This is a genomic window from Nitratireductor sp. L15S-10 (assembly GCF_045011005.1).
Lineage (GTDB): Bacteria > Pseudomonadota > Alphaproteobacteria > Rhizobiales > Rhizobiaceae > Nitratireductor.
This window is the reverse complement of sequence record NZ_CP120674.1, coordinates 3,262,127-3,276,476: the sequence shown is the minus strand read 5'-3', so window position 1 is coordinate 3,276,476 and position 14,350 is coordinate 3,262,127. Positions and strand designations below refer to the sequence as shown.

Annotated in this window: 14 protein-coding genes; 5 read left to right on the top strand and 9 right to left on the bottom strand. The window is 63.1% G+C overall.

Annotated features, from left to right (window positions below):
- Positions 1 to 88: 88 nt before the first annotated feature.
- On the bottom strand, positions 89 to 2,065 hold the full coding sequence (locus tag P2W41_RS15725) for an ATP-binding protein (RefSeq protein ID WP_404933700.1): 1,977 nt from the start codon (positions 2,063 to 2,065) through the stop codon (positions 89 to 91).
- Between the two features lie 445 nt (positions 2,066 to 2,510).
- Here P2W41_RS15725 and P2W41_RS15720 point away from each other — a divergent pair, with 445 nt between their 5' ends.
- Genes P2W41_RS15720 through P2W41_RS15700 form a run of 5 tightly spaced genes read left to right on the top strand, consistent with a single transcriptional unit; the run spans position 2,511 to position 6,235 of the window.
- Positions 2,511 to 2,897: a hypothetical protein gene (locus tag P2W41_RS15720; RefSeq protein ID WP_404933699.1), complete on the top strand. Its 387-nt coding sequence runs from the start codon at positions 2,511 to 2,513 to the stop codon at positions 2,895 to 2,897.
- Complete coding sequence (locus P2W41_RS15715; RefSeq protein ID WP_404933698.1) at positions 2,894 to 3,427, top strand: RES family NAD+ phosphorylase; 534 nt, start codon at positions 2,894 to 2,896, stop codon at positions 3,425 to 3,427. The genes P2W41_RS15720 and P2W41_RS15715 overlap by 4 nt, the downstream gene beginning before the upstream one ends.
- Positions 3,428 to 3,434: 7 nt before the next feature.
- Positions 3,435 to 4,430, top strand: coding sequence for a restriction endonuclease (locus tag P2W41_RS15710; RefSeq protein ID WP_404933697.1), 996 nt, complete (start codon positions 3,435 to 3,437; stop codon positions 4,428 to 4,430).
- 18 nt (positions 4,431 to 4,448) lie between these two features.
- Positions 4,449 to 4,850 carry a hypothetical protein gene (locus P2W41_RS15705; protein WP_404933696.1) on the top strand — a complete coding sequence of 134 codons (402 nt, stop codon included), beginning with the start codon at positions 4,449 to 4,451 and terminating at the stop codon, positions 4,848 to 4,850.
- Positions 4,850 to 6,235 (top strand): hypothetical protein, encoded by a 1,386-nt coding sequence (locus P2W41_RS15700; RefSeq protein ID WP_404933695.1) that lies wholly within the window; start codon positions 4,850 to 4,852, stop codon positions 6,233 to 6,235. The genes P2W41_RS15705 and P2W41_RS15700 overlap by 1 nt, the downstream gene beginning before the upstream one ends.
- 7 nt (positions 6,236 to 6,242) lie before the next feature.
- Here the strand turns inward: P2W41_RS15700 and P2W41_RS15695 are convergent, their stop codons facing one another.
- From P2W41_RS15695 to trbE, 8 genes are read right to left on the bottom strand one after another with little or no spacing between them, the layout of a single operon-like run.
- A complete protein-coding gene (locus tag P2W41_RS15695) occupies positions 6,243 to 6,467 on the bottom strand; it encodes a DUF2274 domain-containing protein (protein ID WP_404933694.1) in 225 nt (74 codons plus the stop codon).
- Positions 6,464 to 7,687 (bottom strand): TrbI/VirB10 family protein, encoded by a 1,224-nt coding sequence (locus P2W41_RS15690; protein WP_404933693.1) that lies wholly within the window; start codon positions 7,685 to 7,687, stop codon positions 6,464 to 6,466. Before P2W41_RS15690 ends, P2W41_RS15695 begins: the two co-directional genes overlap by 4 nt.
- On the bottom strand, positions 7,684 to 8,724 hold the full coding sequence (gene trbG, locus P2W41_RS15685; protein ID WP_404933692.1) for a P-type conjugative transfer protein TrbG: 1,041 nt from the start codon (positions 8,722 to 8,724) through the stop codon (positions 7,684 to 7,686). Before trbG ends, P2W41_RS15690 begins: the two co-directional genes overlap by 4 nt.
- A complete protein-coding gene (gene trbF / locus P2W41_RS15680; protein WP_404933691.1) occupies positions 8,721 to 9,410 on the bottom strand; it encodes a conjugal transfer protein TrbF in 690 nt (229 codons plus the stop codon). The genes trbG and trbF overlap by 4 nt, the downstream gene beginning before the upstream one ends.
- On the bottom strand, positions 9,407 to 10,777 hold the full coding sequence (gene trbL / locus P2W41_RS15675; RefSeq protein WP_404933690.1) for a P-type conjugative transfer protein TrbL: 1,371 nt from the start codon (positions 10,775 to 10,777) through the stop codon (positions 9,407 to 9,409). Before trbL ends, trbF begins: the two co-directional genes overlap by 4 nt.
- Positions 10,774 to 11,043: a putative entry exclusion protein TrbK-alt gene (gene trbK-alt, locus P2W41_RS15670; RefSeq protein WP_404933689.1), complete on the bottom strand. Its 270-nt coding sequence runs from the start codon at positions 11,041 to 11,043 to the stop codon at positions 10,774 to 10,776. The genes trbL and trbK-alt overlap by 4 nt, the downstream gene beginning before the upstream one ends.
- Positions 11,044 to 11,056: 13 nt before the next feature.
- Positions 11,057 to 11,779 (bottom strand): P-type conjugative transfer protein TrbJ, encoded by a 723-nt coding sequence (gene trbJ / locus P2W41_RS15665; RefSeq protein WP_404933688.1) that lies wholly within the window; start codon positions 11,777 to 11,779, stop codon positions 11,057 to 11,059.
- Positions 11,780 to 11,832: 53 nt separating this feature from the next.
- Positions 11,833 to 14,340, bottom strand: a complete 2,508-nt coding sequence (trbE, locus tag P2W41_RS15660) for a conjugal transfer protein TrbE (RefSeq protein WP_404933687.1) — start codon at positions 14,338 to 14,340, stop codon at positions 11,833 to 11,835.
- Between the last annotated feature and the right edge of the window lie 10 nt (positions 14,341 to 14,350).

Sequence of the window (14,350 nt, the reverse complement as noted above, 5' to 3'; positions counted from 1 at the left end):
CAGTCCGCTCACGGCCCAGGAATTGTAACTGTGCCAAGCTACTGTGAATGATAAATTCCTGCTGGTCCGTTTTCGGATATGCATGCGCTTACTCACCCAGTAGCACCGAGAAGAACGCCTGATTTCGCTTCTTGGCATTCTCAACAAGGGTATCGTAACCCATTGCCTGAATGATGATTCTTTCCCTGTCTCGATGCCGCACCCAGATTTTGGGGTTCTGATCGTTATTGAAATCGTGATCCTTGAGCACATTCACCAGCGTTTGCGTGAGATCGGCGATGATGAAACCAAAGCGTCTTACCACACCGGTAAAGGACATATGAGTCCCGTCGGTCTTGGTGACTCCTCCGGCGCGCACTGCTAGTTCTAGCGTCTCCAAGACCTGCTTGACCGGATCCGTTTTCGCCGGTCCGGTTGCATAGTTATCGCGGCTTGGCTTCTTAAATTCCACGATCGTGACGGTCGTTCCGTCATTATCGCCGAGAATAAGGCTATCATCGAAAAAAGCTAAGTCGGGAACCTTGTCGCCTTTGCTTCGTCCGGCTCCCTTGGCGGTTCGATCACTCGACACGTATGGCATGAACGCCAGCGCATCATCGATTAGCCACAAATTATGTTCGAAATAATCGGAAGTCGCACTGTCCGAGAACCGCTTAAAAATAAGATCGTGAATGACATCTTCCGGCGCGTGCTTCGTGCCGGTCGTGTATTTTCGTGCCGTCTCGACCAGCTCGATTACGTTCTTGCGGTGGATGACATACTCCGCCAGCGCTTCCTTGTTGTTCGCATCAATCTTCGAAACGATATCCTTGATGTTATCGATATAGTTTTCCTGATCCGAGACGGCAGAGGTAATTGCCTTCGTTAATTCCTTGGAAGCCCTGAACCGCTCAATGGCAAGATCAGCAACAAACTGCTGAGCCGTCCAGTTGTTCGGCTTCGTGGATACGTATTCTTTGATTGTCTTCCCGCGCAGCCCGAGCCGCAGGATAGGGTTCTCCTGCAACGCCCCGCCCAAATCGGTGAACTGCACCGCTTTAATTTTCTCAATTTGAGAATTCTCACCCTGCTGTATTACGTCACTAACAGCGCTCACAATACGCTCGACGGCCTTTGCAGAGAGATCAATACCGGTTCTCGCGTCGTTCAGTCGGCTTTCGAAGGCCTCGCCTCTGACAACGCCGATTATAATGTAATTCTCGTCGTTTTCGTTCGTAAAATGAGGCTGGCCCAGAACGTTGGTCAAATCCTTCGGTGAGCCAACGATCCGATCAGCTGCGGTAAACAACAAACAGTGGTTCTTAAAGGTTCTCGTCTTAGGAATTTTGGTCAGACTATAATCCAGAGATTCCGGCTGTCCATCGATCTCGACCGTAACCTGCCCCTTATCGGATTCGACGAATATATTCTGGAAGTGCTTCGTGATGCTCTCTGCGTTACCGCTCCCGAGCTTAATGGTGATCTCAGGAAGCCACTTGTAGAGAAAGTAGGGAAGGAAGTGGCTGGCAATTGAGTCGGCAACGGCGCCTTGCTGTAACTCGCGAACGAGCTCGTGCCACTGCGTCAACGGAGCGTCATATTCGACACGAAGCCCCACGTGATCAAAATCCGGTTGCCCATCAAAATATACCAACTCCTCGTCCCGCGTAATGTCGAACCGAAATGTGCGCGTAGACGGTGACCCCATAAACTCGTGCCGGGATGAGTATAGAATCCTTGAGAACACCTTGAACGCGATGAAGCGCCCAAAGCCTCTACCCTTTAATTTGAGCTTGTATCCGGAAAACGGGGTCTTGAAAGAACGGTAGTTTTCATCGGTGAGCCCGATGCCATTGTCAGTGACTGAAATCATAATCTTCGCGGGGTTGTTCGCGTCGGTGATCACGATTTCAATCGTGCCCTCGCTAGCCGCCTTGTCACCAAACCGCGCTTCAATACCGTGCATGGCGTTGGAAACCGCTTCCAGCGTGGGCAGGAGGAAGCTGTGCAGATCGTTGCCGATATGCGTACGTGCGAGCACTGCCTGCATATCCGGCTTAACTAAGGTGTCGGTGTTTTCTACCATTGACTATTTGCGGAGGCCCCCCGGCGAGAACATGAACCTCCCTCTCCCCGCCACACTTTCGCGGATTATGGTATCGGATCGCAAGGGGGTAAGCTACCTTAGCGGCAGCGCTCGTTCGAGGGTCTGGATGCGCCAGGGCCAACCATTCCACCGACTTGAAGCCGGAAGGCGAGCGGCAGCTTACCATTAGCTTCCGCCCATAACCGACCAGTCTGCTTACGGCCCCAACTCTGCCGTTTCGGGGAACCGATCGAATGGCAATTTTCGGGCGGCGAAGTCAGCACTCCGAACAGCGACAACGGCGTCGAAATCCGAAATATAGGGCGAGACAGAACTGACGATCACGGACGCACCTTGCCATTCCGTGCGAGGGAATCTGTTCGGTGCGCTTGATATGCGGAAATGTGTGCATATATTGTGCGTCCAGTGAAGCGAGGTATGTGCAATGGCTTATGTGGAGAAGGCAGAGACGGCGATCGTGTCGGGCTTCGTGCAGAGTTTGCAGGAGCCCCGGACGCCTTACATTTCCCCGAAGAGATTCTCGAAAGCGCTTGGAGTCCAGGTCGCGAATCTGGCCCAGTTGACGGGCGTGCATCGGAACACGCTGCGCAATCCCTCGTCCGAGCGCCTTCAGGGCAGGCTGCGGGAGATGGTCAAGGTCATCACGGCCGCCGTCACGCTGACAGGTGACATCGACAAGGCGATCTACTGGTTCCGCAACGAGCCGATCGCCGACTATGACCACAAGACGGCGGCCGAACTCGTCGCCCAGGGCCACAGCGAGGCAGTGCTTGCCTATCTTCGCGATCTGGAGAACGGGGCGCGCGGATGAAGCTGGTCCGGCTTGGACCGGATGAGGTCTTCCACCGCTACCTGACGCCGAGGTGGGCGTTCGCGCCGACTAGCGGCGCCGGCGCAGCGATCGACGGCGGCCGGTTCAACCGGCCGGGCGTCGAGGCGCTGTATCTGTCACGGGCTCCGCAGACCGCTCTTGAGGAATATCGGCAGGGCGCGTCGATCACGCCGCCCGGCACGCTCGCCGCCTATGTCGTCACGCTCGACCAGGTCGCCGACCTGTCGGCGGGGTTCGATCCCGCGACCTGGGCGAAGGAGTGGGCAGAATGGGACTGCCCGTGGCGGAAGATCGCGCGGATCGACAGGAAGGTTCCGCCATCGTGGCATCTGTCGGACGCGTTGATCGCCGATGGCTGTCGGGGCCTGCTGTTCCCGTCTCTGCGCCATGCCGGCGGCACCAACTTGGTCGTGTTCAATGCGAACCTGACAGCGAACGATGCGCTCGCCGTCCACGATCCCGAGGGCCGCTTGCCGAAGGACCAATCGTCGTGGTCGGCTAATAGGTAGCGTCATCGTGGAAGATGAGGACGAGCAAGCAGCACGTTTGATACAATCCGTCCTTGCGGAGTTGGGATGGGACGCCGATGCCGGCCATGTGGCGAGGCGTGTTCGGCGGCTCGATCTTGGCCTTCCGCTTGAAGACGAATTTTCGGTCGTCTGCGGATGGCTCGGCAGATGCCAGCTTTTGCACAAGCTCGATCAGCAGCAAATTCCGTCGGGATCGCGCGACAGGTATCAGGTTCCGGATTTGCTCGGCGTCTTCTCGACTCAAAACTCCGAGCGCCCGGTTCTCATCGAAGTCAAATCCTCGAAAAAGCAAACTCTCTCATTCACAGAATCCTACCTCCGGAAGCTCGAAGCCTATGCAAACTTGCTGGGGGCCCCGTTGCTCATAGCCTGGAAGTTTCATGGCATCTGGATGCTTTTTGAAGCTCGTCACATGACGAAGGCAGTGAAGAACTTCAACATTCGATACAGCACGGCATTGACCGAAAACCTGCTCGGCGTTCTGGCAGGCGACATAGCCTACAAGGTCGGACCGGGCGTCGGTCTTCACTTCTCGATCCGCAAGCGCGAGTTGCTCAACAGCCATAAGGAAGGGAGCGTCCAAACGGATGAGTGGCTGATGGAGGTCGAGGATGTCATGTTCACCGATGGCGATGGTGCAACGCGCACGGATCTGGACGGAGAGGTGCAGGCGCTGGTGGCGACATGGGATTTGGAGGAGAAGCAAGAACACGACCCCACCCATGTCAAATGGAGCTTCGTCGCCGGCTCCGAAGGCATGCAGTTCGCCCACGTCGCCTTGGTGCGGCTGCTTCATTGGGAGTTGCCCCGCGACGGCAAGCTGAACTGGCGCAAGCTCCTCGCGGCAAAGAAGGTACGCCGCAACATCGACGACTTTTCATCGGCGCTGAAGACGGCGCTCCGGGAAAAGATCGTCAGTCATATCTTTCATATCCGCCCAAAGACGATGCCCGACTTCATCAACGAAACATTCGAACGATAATCGCAGGAAACGATCAGGATGGCCGAGCTGGTTCGCAGTGAAAGTGACACCGATCACCGCTATCGCATTACGTCCACGCCACGCGGGTATCTCGTTTCATGCTCTCAAAAAGGCGAGACGGGCCTTATGCTCGGTCCTTCCGAATGGCTGTATCGAACCCAGGAGGCTGCCGAGAAAGGGCTGGATTTCGTGATGCTGATGAATGCGTGGTGGATGGCCATGATGCGCGGCTATCCGGCGGGCGATCTGCCCGGCAGGTGCGAAGCTGCTGCTCAGGATCATCAGCGCGTGGTGGAACGCCTAAAACGACCAGCCGCTTACCGGCCGCGAAGTCAAAGAACTGCGGGAGAACGAGGAAAGCCTGTCCGGAGTAAGCTGAAGGAGGAACGCGGCCGTGTGTTCATCACTAGGAGTGGGTAATGGATAATCAGGCCCAACAGCCAAGCCGGGAACACCACTTTTACGTCTCAACCGCCAAGTTCCTTTTCCATCACCCCCAATTTGGCATCGTGGCTGTCCGGGATCCCATACGGCTAGGGGACGCCGAACGGCTTGGGCTGACTCCCTTGATACTTTATGGGCTTACTGTCGCCGGCCTGCCAATCCGGTGGCTGACCTTCTCTTCTATCGGCCAGCCCAAATCGTTGCGCGACGTGCTGATGACAGCGTGGAGAAGCGCGGAGGGCTTGCGTGGTCTGCCGGATGTTCTCCGCGTGAATCGCCATCTGGCCCAGGCCGATCCGGCGCTGGGACCAGATACTGCCGAGATTGGCGTTCAGTTTGAGGTCGCGGACGCCAAGGATAAATCAGTACCCGCATCACTACGCTCGGCCCAGGATGCAGCCAGATGGTTGCCAAAAAGATACGAACCGGAAGAACAGTCTCTGTCCTCGTGCATCGAAGCCCTTTGTGCCGACGCTCAGAAAGACCACGATTGGCGCGCGCAACGCGATCCTGGCGGATTAAGCAATCGAGACCTTGAGGATAGAATCGAGCGATGGTTGAACTTGCCGATGCGACGGCCAGCGCCAATTTCCACCAAGGAAGCAGGCTGGGAAGCGGGTCCGTGGCTGTCATCCTGGCAAACCTCACTTCCACCTGATCGCCAGCGTTACTTCAACCACGACGGTCTTGGTGGCAGGATCTGGCTGCTATTGGGAGAGAATCCATCAGAGGACGTCACCGAGGATGACGACATCCCGGCCTACGAAGAGTATGACAATGCAGCCGAAATCGCCAAAAATCTGATCGCCTGCTGGCCCAATTCGCCGAAAGAGATCGCCGCCACCGCCGGGATCACACTACGACAACTCCAGTGGTTCATTTCGGGGCGTTCCCCTTTGGAGCAGGCGGTGCGCTTTGATCTGGAGCGTCTTCTGGGGATCGAATATGATGAACGAACAGGCGGCTATGCCTCTACAGGACCTCGCGTCCTTATCGCGAAGAAAGCTCAGGCACTCGAAGCGGTTTATGAGGATATTTCCGGCGGCGGTGACGCTTGCCCTTGCGAGATAGTTCCCTCCCAAGGACATGCCGATCCGAGTTGGAGGTACGTCTTGATCAATGCGCATGGAACCCCGCCGACCTTTGTCATGGCACCTCGTGGTGAAGCGATCACGGAACGCCTTCCGGATCTTATCATGAACTATGAGGGGATCCGGCCGGTCTCCCAAACCTTTTACAGGCATGTCGTCTCCACCTGCGCCCGCGCGTGTCGTACACCCCAGGCCAACGGGCGGGAGATGAAAGAGTTTGCAGAACGGTATCAACAGCAATGGGTCAATTGCATGTGGTTGCCGGATTGAGATTCACTTAGGCATTCTCACGCTTTGCTCTGTTGAACCCCTTGTCGGTGGCCATGAAGCGCTGGAGCATCGGCGCGACCAGCTTCGCCGGATCGGGAGGCGCCTTCTCACCGTTCGACCGTGCGAGGATCTCTGCATAGGCGACGAGATCGCGATGGACGGCGGCCGGCAGCTCGACGGTGATCTTGACCGGCCGGTCGTCGGGGATGGCGGAGAGCTTCAGCTTGGTCATGACGGCTCCCTCGCAGCACCATAGGGCTGCATCACAAGATCGCGCTGGACGATCACGCGGACCGGAAAGCCCGGCCGCACAGTGAGCGTCGGCTGGATGTTGAGCTGGCGTCGCACGATCTGCTGCCCGATGTCGGAGGCGCTGTCCTGCGCGCTCTCGCGGATGGCGCGGGCGATCTCGCTCTCGTCGCCGATGGCGAGCTGCGTGCCGACGCCGAGAAGGGTGGAGAGTGCAGCCGCGCGGAATAGCTGGCCCCAATGATAGTCGACCTGATCCTCAAGGCCAGAGAAGCCCTGCGGGTCGGTGCCTTGCAGCCGCTCCATCACGATGGAGGTGCCGTCCGGCATGACGATGCGCGACCAGACCAGCAGCACCCGCCGCTGGCCGAAGGCGACCTGGCTGTCGTACTGGCCGATCAGCCGCGCGCCCTGCGGGATCAGTAGATGCGATCCGGTCGGGCTGTCGTACACATGCTCCGTCACCTGTGCCGTGACCTGGCCCGGCAGATCGGAGCGAATGCCGGTGATGAGCGCGGCGGGAATGACGGCGCCGGCCTGCACGACATAGGGCGACGCCTTCTCCTGCACGCGGTCGGTGCTGACCGTGCGGCGGTCGGTCTCGGCATTGACGAAGGCGAGCTTGCGATCCTGCATGTTCTGCGCGGAGCCGGTATCGAGCGGCGGCGGCTCGGCCGGAAGGGTCAGGCCGGTCATCGGATCGACGGCGGGCCTCGTGCCGAGGGACAGGCCGTCCGCAACGCGCTCGCCGCGGCTGTCAGTGAACAGTCTGGCGGTGCGGGCGGCCTCGATCTCGGCGAGGCGGCGTTGCTCCTCCGGATCGGCCTGCGGAGTCTGGATCGCCGGCGGCGCGACCGGCCTGCCTTGCTCCTGCGCGCGGCGGATCGGTCGGCCGAGATCGCCGGGCAGCGCCGGCCCCAGCTCCGGCACGTCGGGACGCGGCAGGCCGGTGTAGTCGCGGGGAAGGCTCTGCAAGCCGTCCGCCGTCGAGCGGTTCTCGGTGCTGTAAAGCTCGGAAGGCTGCTGTCCGCCGCGCCGGCTCGTGTCGAGCGCCCAGACCAGCGCGCCGAGGACCGCGACGGAAGCGACGCCGCCGAGGCCGATCAGCACCTTGCGGGACAGCCGGGTGACGCGCGGCGGTTCGGGCCGCAGTCGCAGCTCGGCGCGTATGTCGCCGCCGGGAGGGGTCTGAGCATCGGTCATCGCCCTTCTCCCCTGGAGAAGATCGCGGGACGGCGCGACGCCGGCCTGCCGTCCGTGCGGACGATGCGGACGCGGCGCTGGACGTCCTTGTCGCCCATGCGAAGCTCGGCGGCGGCGAACAGCCGGTCGACGACATAGTAGTTCTGGTTGGCGCGGTAGTTGACCAGCTCGGAGTTGCCGGACGCGCCGATAACGAAGAGCGGCGGCATCTCGCCCTGGGCGATGCCGGACGGGAACTCGATATAGACCTTGGAGCCGTCGTCGAAGGCGCGCAGCGGCTTCCAGGGTGCTGCGTCGCCCTCGATGCGGTAGCGGAAATTGAGCTTTGAGATGTCGACGCCAGAGGCGATGGGCTGAACCTGAGCCGCGCGCGCGATCTGGCGGCGCAGCGCGATGAGTTGGTCCTGCGGATACTGCCAGGAGACCGACGCCATGTAGGTCGAGGGCGTCGAGCGCAGCTCAAGGTGATAGGTGCGCCGGTCGGTGTTGATGACGAGGTTGGTCTGAAGATCGGGCCGCGTCGGCTTGACGAGGATGTGGACCTGCCTGCGGTCTCCGGTCCCGCTCTCCGTATCGCCGATGATCCAGCGCACCGTATCGCCGGCGGCGACGGGACCGGAGCCGACAAGCTGCTCGCCGTGCTGGAGCGCGATGTCCGTGACCTGGCCGGGCGCGGCGTAGACCTGATAGAGCGCCCCGGCCGAATACGGATAGACCTGCACGGCGTTGATGAAGCCGTCGCGGACGGGCTGCATGCGGGCCGCTTCGTTGGCCTGAGTGATACGCTGACGCGGATCGGCCGGCTCGGGCTTCGCCGCGGCTCCGTCGACCGGCTTCAACTGGCCGGGAAGCGGAAGCGGCTTCGGCGTCTCGACGATGCGGACCGGACCGGGCGGATCGGCGGTCAGCACGGCCTGGGCCGCGTCGTCGTAGTCGATCTCCGGTGGAATGTATTTCCTGGCACAGCCGGCGAGCGCCGTCGCCGTCACCAGCACGACCAGCGGCAGCGACGTCCTTCTCCTCAAGGCCCCCTTCATGATCCCATCTCCCTCGACCAGTTGATTGCGTTGACGTAGACCCCCAATGGATTCGCTCGCAGACGTTCGGCGGTGCGCGGCTGCTGGATCACCACGGTCAGGATCGCGGTCCAGCGCTCGGTGGCGGCAAGCTGGCCGTTCTCGTAGCGGCGCTCAGTCCAGGCGATGCGGAAGGAATCCGGCGACGCGCGGATGACGGACGAGATCTCGACCGCTACCTGTTGCCGACCCACGCGGGCGAACGGATCGTTGGACCTGGCATAGTCGTTGAGCGCGATCGCGCCGCGATCGGTGGTGTATTCGTAGGCGCGCAGCCAGTTCTGCCGCACGATGATCGGGTCGGCCGGAGTGCTCCTGACCTGCTCGATGAAGCGGCCGAGATGCCATGCGATCTGAGGGTCGTTCGGCCGATAGTCGGCCACGGCCGAGGCGACGGCCTGGGCCTCGCCGAAGCGGTCGATCTGGACCACCCAGGGCACGACGGTCCCGCGCGTCGACTGCCAGACGAGCGCGGCCGCGAAGCCCCCGGCGAGCAGCAGCGAGCCGAAGGCCATGAGCCGCCAGTTGCGGGCCTGCGCTCGGGCCGAGCCGATGCGCTCGTCCCAGACCTGGGCGGCTCGTCTGTAGGGGGTTTCGGGTTCTGGCGTGCGCGCATAGCGCACGGTGGGTCGTTTGAAGAGGTTCATCCGCGGTCGTCCTGATTGAGAGAGACGTTCATGGAACCGCCGCCGGAATCGCCGGAGCGGACGGCATGGGCTGCGGCGGTGGTTCCGTGGCTGATGGTCTGGCCGCGCTTCATGCGCGCGGCCCATGCGGGCTGTCCGGAGGGTGCGGCGGCCTCGGCGGCGCTGCCCGCACCGGACGCCATGCCGGCGACCTGCGACTGGCCGCCGGTGGCGGTCCATGCGCCGGCCTGTCCGGAGCGGAAGCTTGAACGCATGGCGTCGGCAGCGCGTGACATGGCCTGACGGGCGGGTTGAGCGGCGGCGGACGCGCCGGCCTTGGCGACACCGCCGAGACCGGCCGCGACCGCGCCCATACCGGACTGGCCGGCGGTGGCGGCGGCCAGCCCGTAGGCGGCCGAGGTGCTACCGGCGAGATGGGCACCACCGCGCGCGGCAGCGGCCGACATGCGCCCGCCGGCTCCGATCGCCGCAGCGCCGCCACCGGCCGCAGCACGCGCGCCCATGTATCCCGCCGCCCCCATACCGGCCACCGCCAGGCCGGTGCCGACAGCCGCGCCCGCGCCGAGCTGCGGCGCACCGGAGACAAGGCCGGTCGCGATGCCGGGACCGAAGATCGACAGGCCCATCAACGCGAGGGCGCCGAGCGCCAGTGACATGGCGTCGGTGATTGTGGGCTCGGGCGGGAAGCCGGAGGTGAACTCGCCGAACAGGCCGGAGCCGATGCCGACGATCACGGCGAGGACGAGGATTTTGACGCCGGAGGCGACGATGTTGCCGAGCACCTTTTCGGCAAGGAAGGCGGTCTTGCCGAACAGCGCGAACGGGATCAGCACGAAGCCGGCGAGCGTCGTCAGCTTGAACTCTATTAGGGTGACGAATATCTGGATCGCCAGCACGAAGAAGGCAATCAGCACGATCGCCCAGGCCGTCATCAGGACGACTATCTGGACGAGGTTCTCGAAGAAGGACAGGTAGCCCATGAGATCGCCGGCGGCCTCGAGGATCGGATTGCCGGCGTCGATGCCGACCTGCGCGACGCGGCCGGGCTGGAGAAGCTCGGAGCCGGAGAGGGAGCCACCGCCGGCCTGAAGGCCGAGGCCGGAAAAGCTCTCGAAGACGATGTTGGCGAGCCAGTTGAAGTTGCCGATGATGAAGGCGAAGAAGCCGATATAGAGGGTCTTCTTCACGAGCCGCTGAAGCACGTCCTCATCGGCGCCCCAGGCCCAGAACAGGCCGGCAAGGGTGATGTCGATCACGATCAGCGTGGTGGTCAGGAAGGCGATCTCGCCGCCGAGCAGGCCGAAGCCGGAGTCGATGTAGCTGGTGAAGACGCTGAGGAAGCGGTCGATGACGCCGACGTCGTTCATGGCTGCGCGCTCTCCGGCGGTGCGCCGAGGAAGCGGCGGCGGTTCTCGGCCCATGCCTTCAGGCAGGCGGTATCGTCGGCGGCCGCCATGCCGAGGTCGCGACAGCGGACCAGCTCGGCATTGGCGGGCTCGCCGCCCGGATCACGGAGGCGGGTGGCGGGGGCGTCATCCTCCGAGCCAGCCTCGCGCAGCGCAGCGACGGCAGCAATCATGGCTGCGCCGATGGCGAGGACAGCACACATCCGGGCGGCGATCTTCAGGTCCATCGTGTGCGTGTCCTCAGTCGTTGAACATGCGCACGCTGGACGGGCTGTAGTCGCGGCCGGACATGAAGCGGCCGAACTGCTCGCGGGCCTGCTCCTGCGCGGCCGCGCGGCGGGACTGCTCCAGCGCCTCGGCGCGTCCCTGCGCGGCGAGCATGGCGGTCAGGTCGGCGATCTGGCTCGCCTGCACGGCGAGCAGCTCGTTGCCGGCCTGCGTCGCCTGAAGGATGCCGACCGCCGACTGGCTGGCGCCGACCAGCGATCGGGTCTGCGCCTGCGTGCCGTCGATATTGCCCACGGCGGTCGCGCCGGCCTTCAGCGAATGCTCGTAGGCCGAGAGCGACTGCTGCCAGCGCTCGCGGGCGGCGGCGACAAGCTGCTCGCCGGTCTTGTCGCCGGCGAAGTCACGATAGGTAGAGGAAAACTGGCTCTCGATGTCCTGCACGCTGTAGGCCAGCCGTTCGGCCTGGCCGAGCAGGTTCTTCATTTCCGAGAAGTTGCCCTCGATCTGCGAGAGCATGGAGGTCGGCAGGCTGGTGAGATTCCTCGCCTGGTTGAGCAACATCTGTGCCTCGTTGGCGAGCGACGTCACCTGATTGTTGATCTGCTCCAGAGCGCGGGCGGCCGAGAGAAGGTTCTGGCTGTAGTTGGTCGGGTCGTAGACGATGCGGCCGCCGAACAGGGCATGGGCGGGTACGGTGACGGCGACGATGGCGGGCGCGGCGAGCGACAGCGCCATTGCGCCGGCGAGTGCGTGGCGAAGGGGGGCGTTTCGAGGGGTATGGGGCATGGTCAAACCTCCTGTTCGGCTGACGGGTGGACGGGATCGGGATCGCCGACCGCGACGGGAAGCTCCGGGGCGGATCGGTCGATGACGTTGGAAAGCTCGGGGACGAGTTCGGCCGCCCAGGCGAGGCCGTTGGCGTGGAGCCAGGCTTCGAGGAAGTAGGCCCGCGAGCCGTCGCGGAGCAGCTCGTCGATCAGCGCGTGGGCGGCCTTGTCGGACGAGGCACAGAGCGCCAGAGCGATGTGGCCCAGGCCAAGCTCGAACAGGCGGTTGCCGCGCCGCGACTGGCAGTAGTAGTCGCGCTTCGGCGTGGCGCGGGCGAGGATCTCGATCTGGCGGTCATTGAGCCCGAACTGGCGATAGACGGCAGCGATCTGCGGCTCGATGGCGCGCTCGTTGGCAAGGAAGATGCGGGTCGGGCAGCTCTCGACCAGCACCGGGGCGATGGGCGACGCTTCGATGTCGGCGAGCGACTGCGAGGAGAAGACGACGCTGACATTCTTTTTGCGCAACGTCTTCAGCCATTCCTTGATCTTGTCGGCAAAGCCGCCATCGTCGAGAGCGCGCCAGCCCTCGTCGATGATGAGGAGGCTCGGCCGCCCGTCGAAACGCGCCTCGATCCGGTGGAACAGATAGGAGAGCACGGCGGGGGCCGCCCTGGTGCCGACCAGCCCCTCGGTCTCGAACGCCTGCACTTCCGCTGCGCCGAGATATTCGTGTTCTGCATCGAGCAGCCGGCCATGCGCGCCGCCGATGCAGTATGGCCGCAACGCCTGCTTCAGCGCGGTGGATTGCAAGAGCACGGTCAGGCCGGTGATGGTGCGTTCCTCAAGCGGCGCGGAGGCGAGCGAGGTCAGCGCGGTCCAGATGTGCTCCTTCACCTCCGGCGTGATGGCGACGCCTTCGCGCGCGAGGATGTCCACCAGCCAGTCGGCGGCCCATGCCCGCTCCGGAGTATGCTGGATGTGGGCGAGCGGCTGGAGCGAGACCGAGGAGGACTCGGCGTCGTCGGAGAAGGAGCCGCCGAGGTCTTGCCAGTCGCCGTCCATCGCCAGCGTGGCGGCGCGGATCGAGCCGCCGAAGTCGAACACGAAGACCTGCGCCTTTGGATAGCGCCGGAACTGCATCGACATGAGCGCCAAGAGCACGCTCTTTCCCGCGCCGGTCGGGCCGACGAGCATGAGATGGCCGACGTCTCCGACATGGAGCGCAAAACGGAATGGAGTGGCGCCTTCGGTCTTCGCATAAAAGAGCGGCGGCGCATCGAGATGCTCGTCTTTCGCCGGCCCGGCCCAGACCGCCGAGAGCGGGATCATATGGGCAAGGTTCAGCGTCGAGATCGGCGGCTGGCGGACATTCGCATAGACCTGGCCGGGGATGGACCCGAGCCATGCTTCGATCGCGTTGACGCCCTCGACGATGCAGGTGAAGTCGCGCGACTGGATGACCTTCTCGATCAGCCGCAACTTCTCGTCCGCGATCGACGGGTCGGCATCCCACACCGTCACCGTGGCGGTGACATATGCCTCTCCGACCTGATCGGAACCGAGATCCTGAAGTGCTGCATCGGCGTCGGCCGCCTTGTTGGCCGCGTCGGTGTCCATCAGCACCGACGCCTCGTTGGTCATCACCTCCTTGACGATGGCGGCGATCGACTTGCGCTTGGCGAACCATTGGCGACGTATGCGCGTGACCAGCCGCGTCGCGTCGGTCTTGTCGAGCATGATGGCGCGCGTCGACCAGCGATAGAGGAAGGCGAGCCGATTGAGGTCGTCGAGGATGCCGGGGAATGTCGTGGTCGGGAAACCGATCACGGTCAGCGTGCGCAGATGGAAGCCGCCCAGGCGCGGCTCCAGCCCGCCGGCGAGCGGCTGGTCGGCGAGCAGCGCGTCCAGATACATCGGCGTCTCGGGCACGCGGACGCGATGGCGCGAGACGGATATGGTCGAATGCAGGTAGGTCAGCGTCTCGCCGTCATCGAGCCACTCGGCTTCGGGCACGAAACCCTCGACCAGATTGAGCACGCGATCGGTGCGGTCGATGAAACCCTTCAGCAACTCCCACGGATCGACGCCGCTCCTCTCGCGGCCCTCATAGAGCCAGGATTCCATCCGCGAGGCTTCCTCGGCCGGCGGCAGCCAGACGAAGGTGAGGAAATAGCTCGACTCGAACAGCACGCCGCTGTCCTCGAACTGCTCGCGCCGCTCGACATCGACCAGGGCGGACGCGCTGTCGGGAAACAGAGTCTCGGGATAGTCGGTCGCGGGATTGCGCTGCGCCTCGACGAAGATCGCCCAGCCGGAGCCGAGACGTCGCAGCGCGTTGTTCAGGCGCGCGGTCGTGCCGACCAGCTCGGCCGGCGTGGCGCTGTCGAGGTCCGGCCCGCGAAAGCGCGCGGTCCTTTGAAACGAGCCGTCCTTGTTGAGCACCACGCCGGGCGCGACCAGCGCCGCCCAGGGCAGGAAGCCGGCAAGGCTGGCGGAACGCTTGCGGTATTCGGCGAGGTTCATCATGACGGCAGCG

Coding starts and splice junctions, on each gene's coding strand:
- P2W41_RS15725 (WP_404933700.1), bottom strand. CDS start 2,065: ATGGTAGAAAACACCGACACCTTAGTTAAGCCGGATATGCAGGCAGTG.
- P2W41_RS15720 (WP_404933699.1), top strand. CDS start 2,511: ATGGCTTATGTGGAGAAGGCAGAGACGGCGATCGTGTCGGGCTTCGTG.
- P2W41_RS15715 (WP_404933698.1), top strand. CDS start 2,894: ATGAAGCTGGTCCGGCTTGGACCGGATGAGGTCTTCCACCGCTACCTG.
- P2W41_RS15705 (WP_404933696.1), top strand. CDS start 4,449: ATGGCCGAGCTGGTTCGCAGTGAAAGTGACACCGATCACCGCTATCGC.
- P2W41_RS15700 (WP_404933695.1), top strand. CDS start 4,850: ATGGATAATCAGGCCCAACAGCCAAGCCGGGAACACCACTTTTACGTC.
- P2W41_RS15695 (WP_404933694.1), bottom strand. CDS start 6,467: ATGACCAAGCTGAAGCTCTCCGCCATCCCCGACGACCGGCCGGTCAAG.
- P2W41_RS15690 (WP_404933693.1), bottom strand. CDS start 7,687: ATGACCGATGCTCAGACCCCTCCCGGCGGCGACATACGCGCCGAGCTG.
- trbG (WP_404933692.1), bottom strand. CDS start 8,724: ATGAAGGGGGCCTTGAGGAGAAGGACGTCGCTGCCGCTGGTCGTGCTG.
- trbF (WP_404933691.1), bottom strand. CDS start 9,410: ATGAACCTCTTCAAACGACCCACCGTGCGCTATGCGCGCACGCCAGAA.
- trbL (WP_404933690.1), bottom strand. CDS start 10,777: ATGAACGACGTCGGCGTCATCGACCGCTTCCTCAGCGTCTTCACCAGC.
- trbK-alt (WP_404933689.1), bottom strand. CDS start 11,043: ATGGACCTGAAGATCGCCGCCCGGATGTGTGCTGTCCTCGCCATCGGC.
- trbJ (WP_404933688.1), bottom strand. CDS start 11,779: ATGGCGCTGTCGCTCGCCGCGCCCGCCATCGTCGCCGTCACCGTACCC.
- trbE (WP_404933687.1), bottom strand. CDS start 14,340: ATGATGAACCTCGCCGAATACCGCAAGCGTTCCGCCAGCCTTGCCGGC.